Source organism: Acidilutibacter cellobiosedens (assembly GCF_004103715.1).
GTDB lineage: Bacteria > Bacillota > Clostridia > Tissierellales > Acidilutibacteraceae > Acidilutibacter > Acidilutibacter cellobiosedens.
Genome location: NZ_CP035282.1, coordinates 1,652,972 through 1,678,090 on the forward strand (window position 1 = coordinate 1,652,972; position 25,119 = coordinate 1,678,090).

The window sequence follows — 25,119 nt, forward strand, 5'->3', positions numbered from 1 at the left end:
TTATGACATGAAAAAAGTATCAATATTGCTTGTTGGTGGAATACGAGATGAAAAAGCAGCAAAGATTATACAGAATTTAAAAAGCGGACTTTCTCAAAGAGAGATAAATGCTGACGTGCAATTTGTAAATACCTATAAAACTCAAGATTTATCTATTTTTGAAGATAAGATGGATATGGTTGTTACAGCAGGAACGGCAGCGATACAGACAAAATTGCCGGTAATTCAAGGATTATGCCTATTGTATCCTTGGATGGGAATGGATAAATTGTATCAAGACATTGAAAAGAATATAAAATGAGCTGTAGAATGGTAAATTTAGGAGGGTTATAAATGTATAAAAAGGAGGAAGTCTTTAAACGGGAATTAATCTGGTTGGATAAAAGTTTTCAAAGCCAAGATCAATTATTTTCAGAAGTTAGTGAAAAATTATATAAAGAAGGCTACGTAAAATCAGACTTTTATGAAGCTTTGAAAAAAAGAGAAAAAGTTTATCCTACAGGGTTAATGACCGAAAAATATGGTGTTGCGATTCCACATACGGATGCCGAATACATCAATGAAGCCTGCATTGTTTTTATAAGACTGTCGTCTCCGATTGTATTTGAGCATATGGGAGAACCGGAGAAAAAAGTAAAAGCTCACTTTGTGTTTGTGCTCGGAGTAAAAGATCCGAAGAAACAAGTGGGAGTTTTAAGTACACTTGTACAAATGATAACAGATAAAGAATTGATGAAGAAATTAGATAAAATGAAATCTATTATTGACATTGAAAGATTGTTAAACAGTTTTTTTGATGAACCTGTACAGGAGGTATCAAATGGTTAATAGTATATTAAAAAAGGAAATACTTTCGAAGGATCTTCATTGGCCCGAAGTTATCAATCAAAAGTACCCCTTTATACTTTCTATATTATCATATTTTATAGAGTTTTGTATACTATTTTGATATCTAAATTACAGGTCAGGTTATTTATTGGACTTATATCTTAATACCGGTATAAGTCCAATAAAATTTACAATTAGAAAAAATAAAAAAAGCGATAGAACTTACGAGAAGAGGAGAAGCAATAAAAGTGGTATTGAAGCCTTAAAGTGATAATATAGAAATACTCATTTTCCTATAAATTAAAAAGGAAGATGAGTGTTTTTATATTATCAGATCAAAGCAGTGGTGTTTTTTCTTAATAATGATATAATAAACCTATGTTAAAATACAAGTTGGAAAGAGGTGCAAAAATGATAGAAATTCCTGAATGCATTACAATTGCAAAACAGATGAATGAAACAATAGCAGGCAAAGCGATTAAAAAGGTCATTGCAAACCATTCTCCCCATAAATTTGCTTTTTATTTTGGGGAACCGGATACATATTCGAAACATTTGGTAGGCAAAAGAGTTGATACAATAACTCCTCTTGCTGGATATGTTGAAGTATCCTTAGGGACTACTATTATGTTATTTGGTGATGGTGTCAATATCAGATATTTTCCCAATAATGACTCACTGCCCCCAAAACATCAACTATTAGTTGAATTTGACGATTTATCTGTTATGGTATGTACGGTTCAGATGTATGGTGGGATGTGGGTTTTTACTGATGGAGAAAATGACAATCCTTATTATATTGCTGCTAAACAAGCTATATCACCATTATCCGATAAGTTTGACAAAATTTATTTTATGAAATTATTAAATAGTGTTTCCGGCACATCAAGTGTAAAGGCATTTCTTGCCACTGAGCAACGCATACCGGGATTGGGGAATGGTGTATTGCAGGATATTTTATTTAATGCACGTATCAATCCTAAAAGTAAAATCAAAACACTTTCTGACGTACAAATAGATAATCTCTTTGAATCTGTAAAGTATACACTAAGAAGTATGGCTATTTTGGGAGGGCGAGATACTGAAAAAGATTTTTTCGGTAACTTTGGCGGCTATGCTACTAAATTGTCGAATAAAACATATAAAAAACCCTGCCCTGTTTGTGGAAGAGAGATTATCCGCCAGCCTTATTTAGGGGGAAGTATTTATTTTTGTCCAACGTGTCAGACTGTTTAAATCAAATTTTTTTAATTTTGAGGTGATAAAATGACGATTTTACTTAAGCGTGGTGAAAATGGAGTAGAAAATGTTCGAAGTCAACTAAAGGATAGAGGTATTTTTTCTTGTAATGATAATATCTATCTTCCCTCTATAAATGATATCGGTTGTGAAGTAGGAGATGTTATTGAACTGATTGATTCCCATGAAATATTTTATTGTAAAGCATATCGAAATCGAACAGTTTATCTTTCTCAGGAAGTCTATTTTCTGCTGAAAAATTGTCTGATTCGTCCATCCTTAAACGAAAAAAGCCAAATGATATACAGATTACTGAAATCCGGGCCTTTGGAAGCTAAATTAATTAAAGTTTTTGCCCAGATATCAGGTAAAGAGTATTCAAAAGCATTTTCGTTTTTACTTGAAAATTTATATGTAACAGCTTTTTCCAGGGGGAAAATACTTACGCCTAATTGGGCTACATTTGTTTATTCAACTGCAGAGGAATGGGAAGAACATGCAAACTATGATTTTAGTAAAGTCATTACAAAAGAAGAGGCAGAGAGGCGTCTAAGAGGGATCTTATCAAATACCATGACTTCACAAGAGATAGATCGATTGTTACGGATAAAGCATAAATAGGATTGATTATAAGTAAGAAAGGTTAGTGAAAACGGAAAATATAAATTAATGAAAATGGGATTTTCCTATGGGTTATAAAAAAGGCTTCTATTAAGGTGTTATACATTAAGGAAGCCTTTTTTAGGTTCATTTAAAGTTGAACAGAAAATGGCAGAAAAAGTGAAAAATTAAAATGGATAGAATAGTACTATATACAAATAATAATTACTGTAATCTAAGAAAGCCAAAAAAATAAATAGATAAAAATGAGAGGCTGAAAATGTGATAGAGTGGGGATTGTTAACTATTATTTATGGCTGTTTAATCTAATTTTAATAATTTACACAAAGCCTGCCATATTAGTTGTCACAAAATTTGCATATATAATTTTTATAACTATAGGGGTGATGTAATGATGAGTGAGATTGAAAAGATTATACAGAATGAAAATAAGAAAAATCCTCTGACAGATGAAGAAATTGCAGAAATACTAAAGATAAGCAGAGAAGATGTAACAAGGTACAGACTCCTGAATAATATATCAAATTCCAATGAAAGAAGGAAATCATATTTATATGATGACATAAAAAAAATTCTTAAGGAAAACAAGAATATATCTGATAGAAAGCTTACCAAAAGTTTAAATGAAATTGGATATAATGTGTCCAGGTTTGTCGTGTCTCAAATAAAAAAAGATATTTTAAGTATGGCATATGATGTGAAACCGGTTGAAAATGTGAAAGATGGCAAAAATGAAAAAGAGGTTGAAAATGTAAAGAAAAATGAAAATTCAAAAGAAGATGATGACCTAAAAAGCAGCAAAAAGTGGGAGAAAGCTGATCTACTGTCCTTTAAAGGAATAATAGGTTATGATGGCAGTTTAAAAGGGCAAATCAGTCAGGCAATGGCAGCCATATTATATCCACCTCATGGCCTTCACACATTAATTCTTGGTCCATCAGGAGTTGGAAAGAGTCAACTTGCGGAATCCATGTATGAATTTGCATTAGAGTCAAAGAGATTTACTAAAAAAAATCCTTTTATAGTATTTAACTGTGCAGATTATGCCGATAATCCTCAACTGCTTATGTCTCATCTCTTCGGATATAATAAAGGTTCATTTACAGGTGCCGATACATCAAAGGCCGGTTTGGTAGAAAAGGCAAACGGAGGAATATTGTTTCTTGATGAAGTGCACAGGCTTCCCAGTGAAGGTCAGGAAATACTTTTTTATTTATTGGATAAGGGAAGATTCAGAAGACTGGGTGAAACGGAGAATATGAGAGAATCAAGGATAATGCTTATAGCGGCAACGACCGAAAACCCGGAGTCATCTTTGTTGCTTACATTCAGGAGAAGGATTCCTATGGTTATTGAATTGCCTCCAATTAGTGAAAGACCATTTTCTGAAAGATACAGAATAATAAATTGTTTTTTTGCGGAGGAATCTTTAAGAATAAATAGATCAATAAAAATAAGAAATGACGTCATAAGAGCATTAATGCTGTATGATTGCTCAGGAAACATCGGAGAGATAAGAAGTGATATACAAGTTTCATGTGCAAGGGGTCTATTAAATACTCTTGATAGTGAAAGCAAAAATATAGATATAAGCTTATCATATCTTCCCAATCATGTAAGAATGGGACTTCTTAATGTCGGAAAGAGAGATCCCGAAATAGAAAAATATTGTGATAAGGATATGATAGTATATCCTGACAGAAGAAGCAGTTTATTTCCGAAAGAGAACAGATATATATTTCCAAATGAGATTTATCAGTTTATAGAAGATCGATTTAATGAACTTAAAAATCAAGGACTTTCGAAGAGTGACATATATAGAATAGTCGGAAGTCAAGTGGAAACAGAACTGAAAAGATTTGCTTATAGTACAAAATTAAATTCTACGGTTTCAAAAAAAGAGTTAAAGGAAATTGTAGGTGAAAAGATTATTTATGCTGTTGAGGATGCGGTCGACATTGCTAACCGCTATTACAGTAATATCAGGAAAAACTTTTTTTATTCCTTGGCAATACATTTAAGCGCTGCATATGACAGGCTTAAACACGGAAAAGCTATAATCAATCCTCAACTTGAAAATGTTAAAAAAGAATATGCCAATGAATATAGAGTAGCAAAAGAAATGATAGATAAAATAAACAAGGATCTCGGAATAGAGCTGACCGATGACGAAGTTGGTTTTGTTGCAATGTATTTGAGGACATTTTCTGCCAATGAAGATAAGAGCAAAAAGAAAGTAGCAGTTATAATATTGACTCATGGTCATGTAGCTAAAGGTATGGCCGAGGTTGCCAATAAACTGCTGGGAGTAAATATAGCTCATGGTATAGAGATGGATCTTGATGAAAGGCCGGAAGCTGCCCTTTCAAGGACTATCGAACTGGCAAAAAAAGTAGATGAGGGCAAAGGATGTGTGATACTTATTGATATGGGTTCTCTTATAACTTTTGGAGAAATAATTACCAAAAGAACGGGAATACCAACACGTACTATAGGAAGAGTTGATACCGTAATGGTTTTGGAGTGTGTAAGAAGGGCTATTATACCTGATACGACTCTTGATGATATTGTTAATTCCTTAGATATAAATAAATCTTATGTTGGCCATGTAGAAGGAGTGAAGGACTCATATAAACTTCCTAAGGCTGTTGTTACCATATGTATAACCGGTGAAGGAACAGCTCTTAAAATTAAAAGGTATATTGAAGATAAAATAGTCGGCATCAAAGATAAATTTAAAATTATTCCTATAGGAGCATTTAATGAGCAGGAAATAGATGAACAAATAGTTGATATAAGAAAAAAGAGTATTATATCTGCTTTTGTGGGAACTATAGATCCCAAAATTGATGATATACCATTTATATCAGTAGAGGAAATAATGAGTGGAGAGGGTTTGGGAAAACTAAAAGAAGTTATAGGGATAGATATAAGAGATAAAAGTCCTCTTGAAGGAGTTATTTCCGAAGATTTAATATTAGTTGACCTTGATGTAAACAGCAAAACAGACGCTCTTGATAAAATGATTAAATTATTGGATTTAAAGGAATATGTGGATAGAGATTTTATGCTCAGTGTTTATAAGAGAGAGGCCATAGGATCAACATGGATGAAAGAAGGGATAGCTATACCTCATGGCAGTATAAGATATGTAAAAAGGTCTGCTATAGTGATTGCAAAATTGAAAAAATTTATCCCTTGGGAACAAGATCTAAAAACTGATTTAATATTTTTAATGGCTTTAAAAGAAGATTCTAAAGGTTATATATATGATTTGTATAAAGTATTGAGAGATAAAGAAATAATAGATAAGTTGAGGAAAGCCCGAAATTCTGCTGAAATGAAGGAGATAATATTAGAAAATACAATTCCAACCGAATAGTTGGCATGATGCTTGCAAGATATTAGAATAGAAAGACTGGGGGTTGAATTAATGAAAATGTTAGATTTACTCAATAAAGAATTAATTGTTACAAAATTAGAAGTAGAAACTAAGGAAGAACTATTTGAAAAATTATATAAGAAACTATATGATTCAGGCTTTGTTAAAGAAAGTTACCTTGAGGGAATTAAAAAACGTGAGGAGAAATTTCCTACAGGATTACAGCTAAATAAATATGGTGCTGCAATTCCTCATACGGATCCCAAACATGTAATAGCACCGGCAATAGTCGTTGCAACACTGGCAAAGCCACTATCATTTAAAAATATGGAAAATTCGTCAAAAAACGTAGATGTAAATGTGGTCTTTATGATGGCATTAAAAGATCCTCACAGCCAAATCGATATGCTTAAACAATTGGCTTCATTGTTACAAAATGATTCGATACTTGAAAAAATATTAAATGCCGAAACAAGTGATGAAATAATGGAAATAATAAAAAATGTACCTTTAAGTTAATTTTAATTTAACATAGAAAAATAATTGAATGGTAATTTTACCATTATAAGGAGGTGAAAATATGAAAGGAAAAAATGAACGTAAACGTGTTCATGCATTAGTTGTCTGTGCAGACGGTGTTGCGACTTCTTCGATAGTACTTGTTTCATTGAGAGAAGCGCTGGAAGATATGGATGTGGAAGCAGAATTCACTCAAGGCCGTGTGTTAGACGTTGCCAGAACAGTTAAAGGCGGAGATTTTGATTTTGTTGTTTCTACTGCAGGAGTAGCTTTAGACGATATAGATGTACCTGTTATAAGTGGCATTCCATTTTTGACTGGCATAGGTAAAGAACAAGTTTTTGAGCAGATTAAGGATATTATTGACAAGAAATAAAGAAAAGGGAGGTTGTAAATATGTTTCAGACAATTATGAAAACCTTTGGTGCTGCCGTTATGCTCCCCATAATAATACTAATCTTCGAACTGATTCTTAGGGTAAAGCCTACAAAGGCATTAAGATCAGCTCTTTATATAGGGGTAGGACTTAATGGCCTTGTATCAATTTTAAATCCATATTTTATGGGATTAATCGGTGGAGCAATTTCTGACATGGTTACTTCAACGGGAATTAATTTACCTTATGTAGATACCGGTTGGGCTCTTTTGGCAGCAGTAGGTTATTCTACAACAATTGGTGCATTAGTTATCCCAATAGGGATATTGGTAAACGTAATAATGCTTTTACTTCATATGACAGATACATTGGATTTGGACTTATGGAATTTTTGGCATTGGGCTTTTATAGGAAGCTTGGTTTATTATTCTACAGGAAGTTTATTATACGGAGTTTTAATTACAATAGCCGTAGAAATGTTCCTTCTTGTAATAGCAGATATAACAGCGCCTACTATGCAGAAGTTTTTTAACTTACCTGGTCTTGCTTTTCCTCATGCAAGCGGTCAAGGATTAGTTTTATTAGCTGTTCCTTTAAAATGGTTATTTGATAAAATTGGATTGACTAAAATCCAAATTGACTCAAAGACAGTAAGGAAAAGGTTTGGAATTTTAGGAGATTCAGTTGTTATAGGATTTCTGATTTCATTTGCTATCGGTATTATTGCATGGCATGGGAAATTAGGAGAAATGAGTACATGGGCAAGTATATTGTCATTAGGTATAGGAACAGGTGCATTCATCTACTTGTATCCTAAAGCAACAGCAGCTCTTTTGGAAGGGTTTGCTACATTAAGCGATAAAGTAAGAGGAATGCTTTCTTCTAAGGGTGTTAAGAGGCAAATTAATTTCGGAATGGATTCAGCTCTTACTATAGGCCATCCGGATGTTCTTACAACAGGACTTTTAACTATGATAACTACTGTTCCACTTATATTCTTCCTGCCGGGAAATAAATTTATCATGCTGGCAGATTTAGGAGTAACTCCTTTCTTCTTGGGTTCAGTCGCAGTAGCTATTATGGGAGGAAATATTATTGCTTCTTATATAACTGATGTTATCGGGGTAGCTATAACATTATACGCTTCCAGTAAGATTGCACCAGTCTTTGCCGCAACTGTAAAGAAAATAGGAATTGCATTGCCGGATACAGGTTCGGCAGTTGTCGGTGCAGATATGAGACCTATTCATGCTTTGTTTTACTTCTTAGGAGAGAAACCTATAGGAATAATAATAGCTTTTGCAGGTGTATTTGCAATATTGTTCTTATTCAAAAAGAATCCTAAAGCATGGCATAAGGCCTTTGGATATGTTGAAGATGACTCCAACAAATAACAAATGTTTTTAGTTTAAAAAAATTTTTATAGACAGGCCACCTGATATTCAGGTGGCTTTTGCCGGATTTAACGGTTAGTATAGAAAGGAGTAATTTAAAATGAAAAAATGGAAAGTTGCTGCTACAGCAGTTACATTTGGCAGGATTAACAAAGAGCCTTTAAAACGATTGGAGGAATTAGGGTGTGAAGTAACTCTTAATCCATATGGAAGGCCTCTTACAAATGAAGAAATGATTCAATATGCTTCCGATGCGGATGCGTTGATTGTCGGAAATGATAAGGTCCCTGGCAATGTGATAGAGAAATGCAAGAATCTTAAAATAATTGCAAAGCATGGAGTAGGAGTAGATGCAATAGATATTAAAACTGCGAATAAATTGGGAATAGTTGTTACAAATGCTCCTGCTACAAATAGTCAAGAAGTAGCTGATTTGGCTTTCGGTTTTTTAATTATGCTGGCACGTGGTCTTTATCAAGCTAATTATGATACCAAAGCTGGCCGATGGATAAAACCTACGGGAATAAGTTTGTATAAAAAAACAATCGGAATTGTAGGGCTTGGAGCCATAGGTACTGCAGCCGCAAAAAGGGCTACGGGGTTTGATATGGACATATTGGGATATGATATTGAGAAGAATTCATCGGCATTAAAATTGGGAATAAAATATGTTGAACTGGACGAATTATTATCAAAGTCGGATTTCATAACATTGCACCTACCGCTAACTGATAAAACTTTGAATATTCTTGATGCAGATAAATTTAAATTGATGAAAAAAGGGGCTATTTTAGTTGATACAGCCAGAAAACAGCTTGTGGATTATGATGCTTTGTACAAAGCTTTAACAGACGGAACTTTAAGAGGATATGCTACTGATGTGTATGATTTTGAACCACCTGCCCATATGCCTCTTTTTGATTTGCCTAATGTTATATTAGCACCCCATATTGGCGGAACAACTATTGAATCAAACAGACGTATGGGAGATACGGCAGTTGATAATGTCATAGCTGTTATAAAAGGGCAGACTCCTCCCAATCTCATTACATTAAAATAAATCTTCAAGAAATGAGGATAATTTAATACATTAATACGTTATTGTTTAATGCTAAATATGTTCTTTTAGTGTATAATAAATCTGTGTGATGACAATCATATAAATTAAAATTAAGGAGGGAATCACGGCAATATGAAGATTACATCGTTAGAGTTATACAAGATAAAGCCGAGATGGATATTTTTAAAGATAAATACTGATGAAGGTATAAGCGGATGGGGTGAGTTGATTTCTGGTACAAAAACGGAAACTGTTGTAGCAGGTGCCAAAGAAATGGGAGAGTACATTATTGGTAAGGATCCCACTCAAATTGAAGATTTATGGCAAGTACTTTACCGATCTTTCTTTAGAGGCGGCCCTATAAATATGACTATTTTATCCGGAATTGAAATGGCTTTATGGGATATTAAAGGTAAATATTATAATATGCCTGTATATGAATTCCTCGGAGGAAGAGCAAGAGATAAGATTATGGTTTATTCATGGATAGGAGGGGATAGGCCTTCAGATGTTGCCAATGAAGCTCTAAAGAGAAAAGAACTGGGCTTTAGAGCTGTTAAAATGAATGCGACGGAGGAACTTCATTATATAGATTCTTATAAAAAGGTAGATGCAGTACTTGAAAGAGTGGATTCAATCAGAAAAGCAGTAGGATATGATTTGGAGATAGGAGTTGATTTCCATGGCCGTGTCCATAAAGCAATGGCTAAAGTTTTAGCTAAGGAGCTGGAGAAGTACAGACCTATGTTTATTGAAGAACCTGTATTGCCGGAAAATAATGATGCCTTAGAAGAGATTGCGTCCCATACTTCCATACCTATAGCAACGGGAGAGAGGCTATATACAAGATGGGCATTTAAGGATATATTCAGAAGGGGAATTGTAGATATAGTTCAACCTGATTTGGCGTTGACAGGAGGAATTTTTGAAGGCAAAAAGATAGCTGCTATGGCGGAGGCTTTTGATGTGGCAGTGGCACCTCATGCTCCTTATGGTCCTATAGCTCTTGCGGCAACATTGCAGCTTGATGTTTGTACACCTAACGTGTTTATACAGGAGCAAAGCCTTGGAATCCATTATAATCAAGGATTTGATTTGCTTGATTTTGTTAAGAACAAAGAAATATTTAATTATAAAAACGGATTTGTGGATATACCAAAGGGCAATGGTCTTGGAATTGAGATAGATGAAGAATATGTTAAAAAAATAAGCGAAGAAGGACTCCACTGGACAAACCCAAGATGGAGAAACTATGACGGAACAATTGCTGAGTGGTAATAAATACTTATAGAACATTAAAAAGCTGCTTGTATCAAGCTAAGAGTGATGCAAGCAGCTTTTTAATAAGATTAAGCAATTTTATTGTAATTAAAATAGATTAAATTTATATTTATTTGAAAGCTATAGATATTTTCTATTTTTATTAATTTTTTTCTTATTATATAATTTACTTGGTTAAATAAATTAAGGGGGAGTTATAAAATGGGCAGTTATAATGAAATGTGGCAAAAATTGAATATGGATTTACAAAAACACGATATTCTTTGCGCGGCTTTGCCTGATTCTTTTGGAGAGATTTACATGACTCAGAAAAACAGACCGGATAATATGAATTATTTTAACTATGCCCTTGCAGAGGTACACGGAGCAAGAATAGAAGAGATTCAGAAAAGCAAGAAAAACGGTAAAAAGGTAGTAGGGACTTTTTGTGTTTTTGTACCGGACGAAGTGATTTTGGCCGCGGATGCGGTAGGAGTTGGACTTTGCTCTGGAAGTCAATTTTGGGTTGAAGATGGGGAAAAGGTATTACCGAGGAATATATGCCCTTTAGTTAAAGCTTTTATGGGAGCGAAAGTAAGCCGTACTTGCCCTTACTTTCAGTCAACCGATATGATTGTAGGCGAGACAACTTGTGATGCTAAAAAAAAGGCTTATGAAATATTGGAGGAATATATGCCTGTTCATGTAATGGAACTTCCCCAAATGAAAAGAGAGAAAGATTTTCAGGAGTGGCAGGATGAAATCAAGTTATTTATTAAAAAAATAGAAGAATTTACAGGTAATAAAATAACCGTTGAAAAACTGAAAAATTCAATTGATTTGGTGAATAAGAAGAGAAGAGCCTTAAAGAGGCTTTATGATTTGAGGAAACATACCCCTTCTCCTATTAGCGGGTTGGATGCTTTGTTAGTAAGCCAAGTGGCTTTTGTTGACGATCCCATAAGATTTACCGAGAAAACAGAAGAATTGTGCGATGAACTGGATGAAAGAATAAAAACAATGAAACCTAACGGTAGAAAGAGAATTATGATAACAGGAACCCCTATGTCTGTTCCTAATTGGAAAATTCATCATATTATTGAAGGATTGAATGCGGAAATTGTTGTAGAAGAGACATGTACAGGTACTCGATATTTTGAAAAGGAAGTTTTTGATGAAGGAGATACAATTGATGATCTCGTAAGAAACATAGCTGAAAGATATATGAATATAAATTGTGCCTGTTTTACTCCAAATAATGATAGAATAGATGACATTATTAAGTATGCTGAGGAGTATAATGCTGATGGGGTAATTTATTGTAATCTATCTTTCTGTCATACTTATGCCATAGAATATGGAAAATTAGAAAAGGCATTAAAAGAGAATAATATTCCGTTAATCAATATAGAAACAGATTATTCCGAAGAAGATGTGGGACAGATAAGAACAAGGGTTGAGGCATTTTTGGAGATGATTTAGTGGAGAAGAATTTTATACTTTTTCCAAATTATACTCAGGGTTTGAAATTAGAATCCTTGTTAAAGAATAAAAAGATTAAGTATGTTATATCCCCAACTCCAAGACAACTTTCTAAATGTTGCGGCATTTCCATAATGTATGAGAAAAGAGATGAAGAAAATATCAAATCTATTATCAGAGACAATTCTGTAGAGGTTTTAGGATTGTATTCGTTAGATTAGAAGTAAGGGCGTGAAAAGATGTATTATATTGGGATAGATATTGGTTCAACTGCTTCCAAAGTTTCGGTTTTTAATCAAGATGATTTAGTTTTAAATATGGTGATGCCGACGGGATGGAACAGCTTGGACACTTCAATGAAGATAAAAAAGAGCTTGGATGAACAATCCATTGATGTAGATAAATCCGTAGTAGTAGCAACAGGATATGGAAGGGTATCCGTTCCTTATGCGAAAAAAACCGTTACCGAGATTACTTGTCATGGCAAGGGAGCTTATTATTTGGCGGGAGAAGATATAACGGTGATGGATATTGGTGGACAAGATACTAAGATTATAACCGTCAAAGATGGAAATGTAACAAACTTTTTAATGAATGACAAATGTGCCGCGGGAACCGGAAGATTTATTGAATTAATGTCAAATACATTGGGAGTTTCCATAGAAGAAATGGGGGAAATAGCTCTATACGGCAAAAATATCAAAATTACCAGTATGTGTACGGTTTTTGCCGAATCTGAAGTGATTAATCTTATTGGGAGCGGAACAAAACGAGAGGATATAGCACGAGGTGTATTTAATTCTATCATCGGACGAATTAAAACTCTTTTAAATAAAAACGGAATGAGCGGAGCTCTTTATTTAACAGGGGGTTTATGTGAGTTAAAACCATTTGTACAAATTTTATCAGAAAGTATCGGACAGGAAATCCATACGAATCCTTTAGCCAGGTATGCAGGTTCTATAGGAGGAGCTCTATTAGCTAAAAAGTTAGTGATATAAGTAAAAAAACCGTGAGGAATAGAATACGGGAACAGTTTATTGAGGAGGAAACACTTACATTAAATTGAAATATGGATAGTGTGCAGTTTATTATGGCGTATACTTAGTTTTAGTTACGCCGTTTTTTTATAAATATAGGTGATGAATAAAAAACATTGACATAAAATTTTATTTTAAATATAATGAGTTTAACTCTGAGGAATATTATAGTTATATGGATTTGAAATTTGTAATATAAAATATATGATATGAAATATAAATAAAACATATTGTGATTTATATTAATAAAAAAATAAAAAGGAGAATAATGATGCAAACAGTTATTATAACGGATTCTTGCAGTGATCTGCCGCTAAGCTTTATTGAGGGTAGTAATGTAGAAGCTTTAAGCCTTACTTGTCATTTTAAAGATGAGGAATATAAGGATGATTTTGGGAAATCCATCAGCTATAAAGATTTTTATAATCGGGTAAGGAATGGTGAAACTCCTACTACGTCTCAAATTAATACTTATACATTTGTAGAGGAATTTAAGAAATATATATCCATGGGTAAAAGCATTATTTACATAGGATTTTCTTCGGCATTAAGCGGTTGCGTAGCAAGTGCGGAATCTGCGAAAAACGAAATCATGAAAGAATATCCAAATGCGGATGTTGCAGTTGTAGATACAAAAAGTGCTTCTTTAGGGCAGGGACTACTTGTGTATTATGCTTATGATATGCTTTTAAAGGGGAAAAGTAAAGAGGATATAGTGAATTGGCTTGAAGATAACAAATTGAAAATGAATCATTACTTTACGGTAGAGAGTTTGTTTCACCTTTTGAAGGGAGGGAGGATTTCTAAAACAACTGCAGTTTTAGGGACTTTGCTTCAAATAAAGCCTGTACTTCATGTTAACATAGAGGGAAAACTTGTTTCTCTGCACAAAGTAAAGGGAAGGAAGAGTTCTTTAAAAGCTTTGGCAAAAGAGCTGCAAAACAAGATTGTACATCCGGAAGAACAGGTAATTGCTATTAGTCATGGGGATTGTTTAGAAGATGCAAATTTTTTAAGAAAATTGGTGTTAGATGAGTGTAAAGTGAAGGATATAATAATTAACAATGTAGGGCCTGTTATAGGATCTCATTCCGGTCCCGGAACTGTAGCGTTATTTTTTATGGGAGAGAGCAGATAGAAGATTAATTGTACATATATTTATATAATTTCAATTGAGATATTGACAGCAGTAAATATTTAGATTATAATAATGAAAAATATAGTTTTTGATGAAGAGGAGTAGTAATTAAAAGTAAAGTACAGAGAGTCGGTGATGGTGGAAATCCGATGTCCAATTTTAATGAAGACACCTCGGAGATAACAGGCTGAAGTTAAAGTAGGTCTGTTCGCTTAAAGCGTTATATTTACTTGAGTGAGGTATGTGTTTATATATCTAACTTAGGGTGGCAACACGGGAATAAAACCTCTCGTCCCTTTATGGAGACGAGGGGATTTTTTATTTATTGAAGGAGGGAATTTAACATGGGAGAAAAAATGGGAAATTTGAGAAGAACAGATATGTGTGGTAATTTGAGATTAGATGATGTGGGAAGAGAAGTAATTCTTATGGGATGGGTACAAAGACAGAGGAATCTCGGTTCTTTGATATTTGTTGATTTGAGAGATACCAGCGGAATTACTCAGGTTGTTTTTGATGATACGATTTCTAAAGAAATATTTAAAAAGGCAGAGAAGATTAGAAGTGAATATGTTCTTGCTGTTAGAGGTAAAGTAAGAAAAAGAGAATCGGTAAATAATGAAATTCCTACAGGGAAAATAGAGATATTAGCTGATACTCTAAAAATTCTGGATGAATCGGAGACTCCGCCTATCTATATCAAGGACGGAGATGAAGTATCAGAGGCTATGAGGTTGAAATATAGGTATTTGGATTTGAGAAAACCCTCTATGCAAAAGAAATTAAAGATGCGTCACAAAGCAGCTAAAATTATAAGGGATTTTCTCGATGAAAATAACTTTGTGGAAATTGAGACTCCAATGCTTACAAAACCTACTCCGGAAGGAGCAAGGGATTATTTGGTTCCCAGTAGGATAAACGCAGGAAAATTTTATGCTCTTCCTCAATCTCCCCAATTGATGAAACAACTTTTAATGGTATCAGGAATGGACAGATATTATCAAATAGTAAGATGTTTCAGAGATGAAGATTTAAGGGCTAACAGGCAGCCGGAATTTACCCAAGTGGATATGGAAATGAGCTTTGTTGATATAGAAGATGTGATTGAAGTAAATGAAAGACTTTTGAAAAGATTATTTAAAGAACTAAAGGGTGTTGATATTACTATTCCTATTCAAAGAATGACATATAAAGAAGCAATGAACAGATTTGGTTCCGATAAGCCGGATTTGAGATTTGGGTTTGAAATAAGGGATATAAGCGATCTTGTAGGAAATTCATCTTTTAAGGTATTTAAGAATACTATTGACAATAATGGACAGGTAAGAGGAATAAATGTTGACGGCCACGAAGGTGATTTTTCGAGAAAGGATATTTCGAAACTGGAAGAATATATAAAAACTTTCGGCGCAAAAGGTCTTGCTTGGATTAAGATAACTAAAGAAGAAATTTCATCACCAATAGCTAAATTTTTATCTAAAGAAGAATTGGATAATATAATAGAAAGAATGAACGGAAAAGCAGGAGACCTACTTCTGTTTGTGGCAGATAAAGAAAATATAGTCCTTGACAGTCTGGGAAATTTAAGAGTAGAAATTGCCAAAAAATTAAATGTGATAGATAAAGATGACTTAAAACTTTTATGGATAACCGAATTTCCTCTTTTCGAATGGAGTGAGGAGGAGAAAAGATATGTGTCTAAGCATCATCCTTTTACCCATCCGATGGATGAGGACATTGACCTTCTTGAAACTCAGCCTGAAAAAGTAAGAGCTAAGGCTTATGATATAGTTATAAACGGAGATGAAATGGGAGGAGGAAGTATAAGAATAAATGATTCGGACCTTCAGGAGAGAATGTTTAAAGCTTTAGGATTTACTATGGAGGAAGCTTGGAATAAATTCGGATTTCTTCTCGAAGCATTTAAATACGGAACTCCCCCCCACGGTGGATTGGCTTATGGCTTTGACAGATTGATGATGCTTCTTACGGAAAGTGATAATATAAAGGATGTTATTGCTTTTCCAAAAACTCAGAGTGCTACTTGCTTATTAACGGATGCACCCACGGAAGTCAGCGAAAAACAATTGGAGGAAGTTCATATTAAAGTCAATTTAAAATAAGAGGAATAATTTGAGGATGCTGAAAATACTACCGGAACACAATAACCGATTAGTGGTTGTTGTGTTCCGGTAGTTAATTATAGTTTTTTTAAGAATTTCAACCAAGGTACATTGTCTACTCAATAACTACAATAAAAATAAATTGTTGTCGACCCCTAATAATGTAAAAAGTCCCGGGGATCGACGGCGATTTATTTTTTTGCATAATTAAGTAATACCAATAAATATATAGAGATTATTAAGAAATTATATAAATTTTTTGGTTTGACAAAAAATAAAGAATATAATAATATCAATGTATAAATGGATTTATAATACCTAATGAGGAATTGAAACGATTTTGACAATAATAGGGTAAACAACTTTGATGGTATTTATAATACCTAATGAGGAATTGAAACGCCCGCCTTTGTCCATATAGGGTTTACCGCCCATAATTTATAATACCTAATGAGGAATTGAAACTTCGCATGTTAATAAAGATATGTTGAAGAGGGGAAGAATTTATAATACCTAATGAGGAATTGAAACCGGCCAGCCCCCATATAGATTTCGGATCCTTTGCATATTTATAATACCTAATGAGGAATTGAAACGCTACCTTCTCCATGCGGGAAGGGTTCGACTTGGAAATTTATAATACCTAATGAGGAATTGAAACATAATTATACTGGTGTATGGAGTTTTGCGGCAGATAATTTATAATACCTAATGAGGAATTGAAACCCGCTCAGCACATCTCCAGCTTGGGCTGTTCCGTACATTTATAATACCTAATGAGGAATTGAAACTGTGACGAGGTTACCGGAGAAAAGCAGATAGCGGATTTATAATACCTAATGAGGAATTGAAACACATATCCCCATGCCCTGTATCTCCAAGTTCTTCTTATTTATAATACCTAATGAGGAATTGAAACAGGCTATAATTTGGTGTTAATTTCAATCCTATCACTATTTATAATACCTAATGAGGAATTGAAACTAGATTTATCTCCAAATGCAGAAAGCTTTAATCCGGATTTATAATACCTAATGAGGAATTGAAACTTATCTGTTCTATATAATCTTTTGTGATTGTATTTTCATTTATAATACCTAATGAGGAATTGAAACGATTTTTATTAGAAGAGCCTAATCCGTATATGTCTGATTTATAATACCTAATGAGGAATTGAAACTCCAAAAACAAATTTTGGCAATGTAGAGGAAACTGATTTATAATACCTAATGAGGAATTGAAACGACGTTATGGCGGCTACAAGGGCCTACAACAGATGATTTATAATACCTAATGAGGAATTGAAACGTACAAGCCTACAAAGCGGGGGTAAGGGGCCGCTTATTTATAATACCTAATGAGGAATTGAAACTGTAAGCTACCAAGCCGCTTAACCCGTTAGTTTCCAAATTTATAATACCTAATGAGGAATTGAAACCTTGGAAGTTTATAAAAGAAAATCCATGTCAGGGCGATTTATAATACCTAATGAGGAATTGAAACATAGCTATGTTGCTATCGGAATGTCCTATTCTTTCGTATTTATAATACCTAATGAGGAATTGAAACCTCCTACGCAAATAATTTCTTTTGCATAGTCCCCCATTTATAATACCTAATGAGGAATTGAAACCCTACAGAGATAAGGATGGAAGTATTCAGGCTATAGATTTATAATACCTAATGAGGAATTGAAACACAGTCCTACCACAAGTTGTTCTTGTTTGCATATTCATTTATAATACCTAATGAGGAATTGAAACAACCATACAACCGCCGCATATGTTGCCAACATAATTATTTATAATACCTAATGAGGAATTGAAACTGTAAACTTGTGTCACTCCTATTCTTTCTGCTAATTATTTATAATACCTAATGAGGAATTGAAACTACCTCGGAGAGGACGATATGACAACAGATAAATTATTTATAATACCTAATGAGGAATTGAAACTTTTATGAGCATTTTTAATTTGAGAGTACGTTTTTCGATTTATAATACCTAATGAGGAATTGAAACGAAGGAAGGAGGGCGATATAATGGCATGGCAAGAACCAATTTATAATACCTAATGAGGAATTGAAACTTGTAATAACCTTTCATCATTCTACCTCCCCTATCATTTATAATACCTAATGAGGAATTGAAACATGCTGTGGTATATTCATTAAGCATATTCTTTTCTGATTTATAATACCTAATGAGGAATTGAAACAAAGGACAGCAGTACATGGAAGTTGACGAAGAAACCGGATTTATAATACCTAATGAGGAATTGAAACCCCCCTAACCTTGTACGTAATATCTGCATATTCTGATTTATAATACCTAATGAGGAATTGAAACTAAACTAAAGGTTCCGGTATAAAATCGCCTTTTTTAATTTATAATACCTAATGAGGAATTGAAACTTTCCGCTATCTTTTCATCCACCGCCGCCTCTGCTATTTATAATACCTAATGAGGAATTGAAACGATGCTCCGTTCTTCAATGAAAGCATAGCCATAGTAATTTATAATACCTAATGAGGAATTGAAACCCACTATCAAAAAGCTTTCTTGCAACCTTTTTATTTAATTTATAATACCTAATGAGGAATTGAAATGGATTTGAAATTAATTTCTGTTAAGTTACTAACATGGACATCACTATCTGTCTTCGACACTATTATTATAACAAAAAAGTATTGAAAATACTGATGTACAGTAGTTTTCAATGCTTTTTTTCGGTATCCTCGAATTATCTCTCTTATTTATGCTTAAAAAGATTTTTGCCATGGTATATAATAAAGGAAATATAAAATTGAGTTCAAGGAGAGATTTAGATGAACCAAATTGGTTTAGTATTAAAAACGGATGGAAATAATGCTGAAGTTGAAGTCAAAAGGTCTACTGCTTGCGGGCATAGTTGTGAGAGCTGTTCGGCTATGTGCAAAGCTCCGAGCATTATTGTAAATGTTCCGAATTCCCTTGGAAGCAAGGTGGGGGATTATGTTGAGATAGACATGAAAGAGAACAAAATTTTAAAATATGCATTTATTATGTATGTAATACCTTTTTCAATATTCCTCTCAGGTATTTTTTTAGGAATAAAAGTTTTTAAAAAGACAGGATTAGCTAATTATGAAATTTATAGTTTTGCTATAGGTTTAATATTTCTTGCTGCTGCATTTTTTATAGTAAAAATTATTGACAAAAGAATTTCAAATAAAAAGGAGAGCCAATTTGAAATGAAAAGAATTATTTAGCTAAGATTTATTTCTGACTCTCTTGATAGAATAGCTTAAGGTAGAAGAAATTATTATACCTGAAGCAATAGCTACAGCAATGAATAGCGTTTCAGTTCCAAGATTGGCAGCATCGGAAAAGTTTTTTCCTATTAAGGCGAACATGGTATAATACATTCCGGCTCCGGGGACTAAGGGAATTATTCCCGGTATTATATATATGGTTGCTGGTTTTCTAAAATTTCTTGATAGTATTTCTCCCATAATTCCGACGGCAAGAGCAGCGGAAAAAGTACCGGCAATGGCTGAATCGAAAATATTTGAAATATTTAAATTGATAAACCATCCTAAGGCTCCTACAATTCCTGACTTTATTATGGTGTCTTTCGGTATATTAAAAAGAATAGCAAACCCCATAGTGGAGAAAAAAGAAAATATAATTTGTCTAATCACATTATTGCCCCCTTAAAATATAATTTTAATACAAGACCTACTCCAAAAGCTATTGAAAAAGCAATGATTGCAGCTTCTATCCCTCTGGATGATCCGGAAATGAAATCTCCCGACATAGTGTCTCTTATAGAATTTGTAATAGCTACTCCCGGTACTAAAGGCATTATGGAACCTATTATTATCATATCCATATTTTTTCCTATATGCAATTTAACTAATAGTATGGATAAAATAGAAGCTAAAAATGCTCCTACAAAATTATTAATAAAGAAAGTTATTTCCCTTTTTGCTAAATAATTTGTTACGAATACTACTAAAAGGCTTACCATAAGACTAGAAATAAAATCCATAAAAGTACCTCCGAACATTATTGTATAAAAAGATCCTGCCAAACTTCCGAATACTAATTTTGTTAAATTATTGTATATATGAGTATTATTTATTCTTTCAAGTCTTTTAAGCCCTTCTTCTATACTTATATTTCCATTAACAAATTCTCTGGAAAAATTATTTACCATATCTATTTTATTTAAATCAATGGAAATACTTTTAATTCTTTTGATATATGTTATAATCTCTTCATCGTATTCTACTGAAACGGATATTCCCGTAGCTGTTACCAAGGATTCTACATAATTAATATTTTTTCGAGATTTACATATTCTGTTTATAGTATCTTCCACCCTATAGGTTTCAGCACCGCTTTTGAGCATTATCTTTCCTGCAAGTATGGATAATATCAAAAGTTTTTTTACTTCATCATATTCATTCCTGTTTTCATGCATTAGAAATACCACCTTTTTATAACTATTTATCTTGTAAAATTTTATAATAATTTATATAATAATGTAGGAGGCCATATTTTAGATATAATTATTATACTACATTGTTTAAACATTTTTTCAAGGAAATATTGATTATTAATTATTTTATAACCCATAGGAAAATTTTATTTTCATTGATATATATTTTCCGTAAAATGGGTTTCAAAAAGGCTCTCTTAATATATTAATGTTTCAATAAAAGCCTTTTTTATAAATTAATACGGAGGAGGAAATTAAATGGATTTTCAAAATCTACAAAAAAATGATCCTGAGGTATTAAAGGCAATTGAGTTGGAAATATCAAGGCAGAGGAATAAGATAGAACTCATTGCATCGGAAAATTTTGTTTCAAAGCAAGTTATGGAGGCTATGGGAAGCCAGCTTACCAATAAATATGCTGAAGGCTATCCTGCAAAAAGGTATTATGGCGGATGTGAATATGTTGATATAGTAGAAAATTTGGCCAGGGACAGATTAAAGAAACTTTTTAATGCAGAGCATGCAAACGTTCAACCTCATTCCGGATCAAATGCTAATTTGGGAGTATATTTTGCGGTACTTAAACCTGGAGATAAAGTTTTGGGAATGAATCTTTCCCAAGGAGGTCATTTAACTCATGGAAGTCCTGTAAATATTTCGGGAACTTATTTTAATTTTGTTCCCTATGGGGTTGATAAAAAAACTGAAAGAATTGATTATGATCAATTGAGGGAAATAGCATTAAAGGAAAGGCCTAAGCTAATTGTTGCAGGGGCCAGTGCTTATCCGAGAATTATAGATTTTAAGAAATTCAAAGAAATAAGTGATGAGATAGGGGCATATTTAATGGTAGATATGGCTCATATCGCCGGATTGGTAGCAGCAGGTCTTCATCCGAGTCCCGTTCCCTATGCTGATTTCGTGACTACTACTACTCATAAAACGTTGCGGGGCCCAAGAGGAGGAGCAATATTATGCAAGGAAAAATATGCTAAAATTATAGATAAAGCAATATTTCCGGGGATTCAAGGCGGACCTTTGATGCATGTTATTGCTGCAAAGGCTGTCAGTTTTGGAGAAGCATTAAAGGATGATTTTAAGGATTACCAGAAGCAGATAATTAAAAATGCCAAAGTTTTATCCGAAGAATTACTGAATAAAGGATTTAGATTAGTTTCAGGAGGTACTGATAATCACCTTATACTTATAGATGTGAGAAGCAAAGGATTAACAGGGAAAAAAGCGGAAGCCATGCTGGATGAAATAGGGATTACCGCTAATAAAAATACTATACCTTTTGATCCGGAAAGCCCATTTGTTACGAGCGGGGTGAGAATAGGAACACCGGCAGTTACTACCCGTGGAATGAAGGAAGAGGATATGAAGGAAATAGCTGAAATTATGAACTTGGCTTTAGACGAAAGAAACGATAGGGGAGAACTAAAGGAAAGAGTATTGAAATTATGTTCGAGATTTCCGTTATATGAATAATAAATAATTAGAAAAGATGACCTTAGGTCATCTTTTTTATAATCCATAGGAATGCCTTATTTTCTCTTTTATTTAATAGAAATGAATATATTTGTTTTATAAGGAAAATATATAATAGGTATAATAAATAAAGAAGGTGTTTTATGGATAAATACGGCTATATAATAATCCCTTCCATATTATTGGGTTTTTTATCAAGATTATCTATGCTGAAAGTTGATTATAGGCAGTATCCCAGTTATCCTCAGGGCGTTTTTTCTCATGTTACTTTAGGACTTATAGCAGCAAGTTTGGGGGCAGTTGCCATTCCTTCATTAATGGAAAAAGAGTTTTCTGCGGTTACTTTTCTCTCATTGGCGGCACAACAGTTTAGGGAAGTAAGAAATTTAGAGAGACAAAGCTTGGAGAAAATTGATGAGACAGAATTAGTTCCCAGAGGAACAGCATATATAGAGGATATTTCTAAAGCCTTTGAGGCAAGAAATTATATGGCAATGCTTACGTCTTTATTAGTAAGTATTTTTATAACAATTGGCGGAAGATATTTTAAAACAGTTTATGCTATGCTTATAGGAATTATCTTAGGGATTATAATAATTTTTTTATTCAACAGGACTATATCCAGAGATACTATAGAAGAGATAGCGGATGTATATCCGGCAAAAATATCATTTGATGGGCCATTACTCATAGTAAACGGTGTATCTATTATAAATATAGGCTACAAACCAAGCAGAGATATATATTTAAAAAAAGGGATAGCAGTGGAAATTATTCCGAAGGACAAAAACGGTGTGGTTACCCTTTCAAATTTGGGACAGAGAAAATCAATAGAACATAATGTTTCTGTGCTGTTGGGAGTAAGAAAGGACGTAGATCAGCCTGATTTTAGCCCTCTTGCAGCAAGGGATCCCGATACCGGTAAAATTGTTATGGCTGTTGTAAGTATGGAAAATGATGTAAATTATTTAGTTAGATTAGTAGAAAAAACCATAGTGTTGGAAAGTGCGAAGAAGAAACCTTTGGATTCCTATGTGGGAAGGAAAGCATCAGATTAGGAGGGACAGAAAATGGATGTGGAAATTAAGGGTAATATATTGGCTGTAGTAACTACGGATGAAAAAAAGATAATGTGTGGAGGTGTACCTGTTTTTCTTGCTGAAGATAAAGAAGAACAAGAAAAGGTGTCATTGAAATTATCCAAAATAACTTCAGGGACCATTCATGATTTGGAAAATGGTTGTTATATTATAGTATCCCATTAGTCTGTTTCTATTTACATTAATCGGTTCCTATTATAAAATATAAATGTATTTAAATAATTTGATGAAAGGACACCTATGGAATTTAAAATAGCAAATTTACCTAAAAATATAATTGAAAGTGTAGAAAAGAGAAGCATAGCTGAAGAATTAGGAATTCAACAGGGAGATCTTTTAGTTTCCGTTAATGATCATGAAGTAAGGGATATAATAGATTATAAGTATTTAATTTCAGATGAATATATTGTTGTCAGAATTGAAAAAAAGAACGGAGAAGTATGGGATTTGGAGATTGAAAAGGAATATGACGAAGATTTGGGAATAGATTTTTTCAACCCGTTAATTGATAAAGCTAAGAGCTGCCAAAACAAGTGTATCTTTTGTTTTATAGATCAACTTCCGAAGAATATGAGGAAAACTTTATATTTTAAAGATGATGATTCAAGGTTATCTTTTTTGCAAGGCAACTTTATTACTCTAACTAATTTAAATGATGAGGATATTGACAGGATAATAAAATATAGATTAAGTCCCATAAACATTTCAGTTCATACTACTAACCCGGATCTCAGAATAAAGATGTTGAATAATAAAAATGCCGGTAATATAATGGATATACTTAGAAAATTTAAAAAAGGGAAATTAGAAGTGAACTGTCAAATAGTACTGGTACCTCATGTTAACGATGGGTATGAATTAAAAAGGACAATAGATGATCTGTCAGAACTATATCCAAGCGTTAAGAGTGTTGCGATAGTGCCTGTAGGGTTAACAAAATACAGAGAAAATTTATTTCCTGTGGAACCTTTTAATACTAAAATGGCAGAGGAGCTTATAGACAGCATAGAAAAAATACAGGGAAAATTATTTCAAAATATAAATACAAGATTTGTTTTTTTGTCAGATGAATTTTATGCAATGACTGATAGAAGTCTCCCATCCTATGAAGAATATGAAAAATTTCCTCAATATGAAAACGGAGTAGGGTTGATGAGGCTTTTTAGTCATGAAATAGAAAATGAATTGAAAAATATAAGAGAAAATATATCTTTAAATAGGAATTATATAATTCCTACAGGAACTTTAGCTTATAAATTTATGTTAAGTATAACCGAAAAAGTATCTTCAAAATTTGATGGCCTTAACCTAAGGGTAGTTCCTATTATTAATAATTTTTTTGGCCGTACGATTACTGTTTCTGGACTGATAACTGGACAAGATCTAATTGAACAGCTTAAAGAATATAAAAACATAGATGGAATAATAATACCTAAGTGTATGCTGAGAAAAGGTGAAGAGATATTTCTGGATGATATTACGGTTGAAGATTTAAAAGATAAGTTGAAAACAAATGTAATTCTTTCAGATGTTTCCGGTGATTCATTTATAAAAATATTTAAGAAAGATTTGAGGTGAT

General features: G+C 33.2%; 23 protein-coding genes, 1 CRISPR repeat array and 1 other annotated feature. Of the genes, 21 read left to right on the top strand and 2 right to left on the bottom strand.

Going from position 1 to position 25,119, the window contains the following annotated elements; translation table 11 throughout:
- Window positions 1-7 precede the first annotated feature (7 nt).
- From EQM13_RS07870 to EQM13_RS07945, 17 genes are all read left to right on the top strand, one after another.
- Window positions 8-301 (top strand): hypothetical protein, encoded by a 294-nt coding sequence (locus EQM13_RS07870; protein WP_071138876.1) that lies wholly within the window; start codon window positions 8-10, stop codon window positions 299-301.
- A 32-nt stretch (window positions 302-333) separates the two neighbouring features.
- Entirely contained in the window at window positions 334-828 is a 495-nt protein-coding gene (locus EQM13_RS07875) for a PTS sugar transporter subunit IIA (RefSeq protein ID WP_071138875.1), read from the top strand.
- Complete coding sequence (locus EQM13_RS18840) at window positions 821-949, top strand: hypothetical protein (RefSeq protein ID WP_255401424.1); 129 nt, start codon at window positions 821-823, stop codon at window positions 947-949. Before EQM13_RS07875 ends, EQM13_RS18840 begins: the two co-directional genes overlap by 8 nt.
- Window positions 950-1,206: 257 nt before the next feature.
- On the top strand, window positions 1,207-2,064 hold the full coding sequence (locus EQM13_RS07880; RefSeq protein WP_206172941.1) for a formamidopyrimidine-DNA glycosylase: 858 nt from the start codon (window positions 1,207-1,209) through the stop codon (window positions 2,062-2,064).
- Between the two features lie 30 nt (window positions 2,065-2,094).
- Window positions 2,095-2,688 (top strand): AlkZ-related protein, encoded by a 594-nt coding sequence (locus EQM13_RS07885; RefSeq protein ID WP_128752394.1) that lies wholly within the window; start codon window positions 2,095-2,097, stop codon window positions 2,686-2,688.
- 394 nt (window positions 2,689-3,082) lie between these two features.
- The gene (locus EQM13_RS07890) at window positions 3,083-6,070 is read left to right on the top strand and encodes a sigma 54-interacting transcriptional regulator (protein WP_206172950.1); all 2,988 of its coding nucleotides are present in this window, start codon (window positions 3,083-3,085) and stop codon (window positions 6,068-6,070) included.
- 51 nt (window positions 6,071-6,121) lie between these two features.
- Window positions 6,122-6,589 (top strand): PTS sugar transporter subunit IIA, encoded by a 468-nt coding sequence (locus EQM13_RS07895; protein WP_071138871.1) that lies wholly within the window; start codon window positions 6,122-6,124, stop codon window positions 6,587-6,589.
- Between the two features lie 61 nt (window positions 6,590-6,650).
- The gene (locus EQM13_RS07900; RefSeq protein WP_128752396.1) at window positions 6,651-6,965 is read left to right on the top strand and encodes a PTS sugar transporter subunit IIB; all 315 of its coding nucleotides are present in this window, start codon (window positions 6,651-6,653) and stop codon (window positions 6,963-6,965) included.
- Between the two features lie 20 nt (window positions 6,966-6,985).
- Window positions 6,986-8,359, top strand: a complete 1,374-nt coding sequence (locus tag EQM13_RS07905; RefSeq protein ID WP_071138869.1) for a PTS transporter subunit IIC — start codon at window positions 6,986-6,988, stop codon at window positions 8,357-8,359.
- 100 nt (window positions 8,360-8,459) lie between these two features.
- The gene (locus EQM13_RS07910) at window positions 8,460-9,419 is read left to right on the top strand and encodes a phosphoglycerate dehydrogenase (RefSeq protein WP_071138868.1); all 960 of its coding nucleotides are present in this window, start codon (window positions 8,460-8,462) and stop codon (window positions 9,417-9,419) included.
- Between the two features lie 132 nt (window positions 9,420-9,551).
- On the top strand, window positions 9,552-10,697 hold the full coding sequence (dgoD, locus tag EQM13_RS07915; protein ID WP_071138867.1) for a galactonate dehydratase: 1,146 nt from the start codon (window positions 9,552-9,554) through the stop codon (window positions 10,695-10,697).
- Window positions 10,698-10,901: 204 nt separating this feature from the next.
- Window positions 10,902-12,161: a double-cubane-cluster-containing anaerobic reductase gene (locus tag EQM13_RS07920; RefSeq protein WP_128752397.1), complete on the top strand. Its 1,260-nt coding sequence runs from the start codon at window positions 10,902-10,904 to the stop codon at window positions 12,159-12,161.
- Window positions 12,161-12,382, top strand: a complete 222-nt coding sequence (locus EQM13_RS07925; protein WP_083381735.1) for a DUF3343 domain-containing protein — start codon at window positions 12,161-12,163, stop codon at window positions 12,380-12,382. The genes EQM13_RS07920 and EQM13_RS07925 overlap by 1 nt, the downstream gene beginning before the upstream one ends.
- 18 nt (window positions 12,383-12,400) lie before the next feature.
- Window positions 12,401-13,162, top strand: a complete 762-nt coding sequence (locus EQM13_RS07930; protein WP_071138864.1) for an acyl-CoA dehydratase activase — start codon at window positions 12,401-12,403, stop codon at window positions 13,160-13,162.
- A 310-nt stretch (window positions 13,163-13,472) separates the two neighbouring features.
- Window positions 13,473-14,339: a DegV family protein gene (locus EQM13_RS07935; protein WP_071138863.1), complete on the top strand. Its 867-nt coding sequence runs from the start codon at window positions 13,473-13,475 to the stop codon at window positions 14,337-14,339.
- 82 nt (window positions 14,340-14,421) lie between these two features.
- Window positions 14,422-14,639: a binding site (T-box leader), on the top strand.
- A 44-nt stretch (window positions 14,640-14,683) separates the two neighbouring features.
- Window positions 14,684-16,462: an aspartate--tRNA ligase gene (gene aspS / locus EQM13_RS07940; protein ID WP_071138862.1), complete on the top strand. Its 1,779-nt coding sequence runs from the start codon at window positions 14,684-14,686 to the stop codon at window positions 16,460-16,462.
- 307 nt (window positions 16,463-16,769) lie between these two features.
- A CRISPR array of direct repeats spans window positions 16,770-19,072; the repeat unit is 29 nt; unit sequence ATTTATAATACCTAATGAGGAATTGAAAC.
- 219 nt (window positions 19,073-19,291) lie between these two features.
- Window positions 19,292-19,714: a SoxR reducing system RseC family protein gene (locus EQM13_RS07945; protein WP_071138861.1), complete on the top strand. Its 423-nt coding sequence runs from the start codon at window positions 19,292-19,294 to the stop codon at window positions 19,712-19,714.
- Here EQM13_RS07945 and EQM13_RS07950 read toward each other — a convergent pair whose 3' ends face one another.
- Complete coding sequence (locus EQM13_RS07950) at window positions 19,715-20,146, bottom strand: threonine/serine exporter family protein (protein ID WP_071138860.1); 432 nt, start codon at window positions 20,144-20,146, stop codon at window positions 19,715-19,717.
- Window positions 20,143-20,931: a threonine/serine exporter family protein gene (locus tag EQM13_RS07955; RefSeq protein ID WP_071138859.1), complete on the bottom strand. Its 789-nt coding sequence runs from the start codon at window positions 20,929-20,931 to the stop codon at window positions 20,143-20,145. Before EQM13_RS07955 ends, EQM13_RS07950 begins: the two co-directional genes overlap by 4 nt.
- Window positions 20,932-21,207: 276 nt before the next feature.
- Here EQM13_RS07955 and EQM13_RS07960 point away from each other — a divergent pair, with 276 nt between their 5' ends.
- From EQM13_RS07960 to EQM13_RS07975, 4 genes are all read left to right on the top strand, one after another.
- A complete protein-coding gene (locus EQM13_RS07960; RefSeq protein ID WP_071138858.1) occupies window positions 21,208-22,440 on the top strand; it encodes a serine hydroxymethyltransferase in 1,233 nt (410 codons plus the stop codon).
- A gap of 143 nt (window positions 22,441-22,583) precedes the next feature.
- On the top strand, window positions 22,584-23,498 hold the full coding sequence (locus tag EQM13_RS07965) for a YIEGIA family protein (protein ID WP_071138857.1): 915 nt from the start codon (window positions 22,584-22,586) through the stop codon (window positions 23,496-23,498).
- 12 nt (window positions 23,499-23,510) lie between these two features.
- The gene (locus tag EQM13_RS07970) at window positions 23,511-23,705 is read left to right on the top strand and encodes a capping complex subunit for YIEGIA (protein ID WP_071138856.1); all 195 of its coding nucleotides are present in this window, start codon (window positions 23,511-23,513) and stop codon (window positions 23,703-23,705) included.
- Window positions 23,706-23,780: 75 nt separating this feature from the next.
- Window positions 23,781-25,118: a DUF512 domain-containing protein gene (locus EQM13_RS07975; RefSeq protein WP_114218818.1), complete on the top strand. Its 1,338-nt coding sequence runs from the start codon at window positions 23,781-23,783 to the stop codon at window positions 25,116-25,118.
- Window position 25,119: the final 1 nt, after the last annotated feature.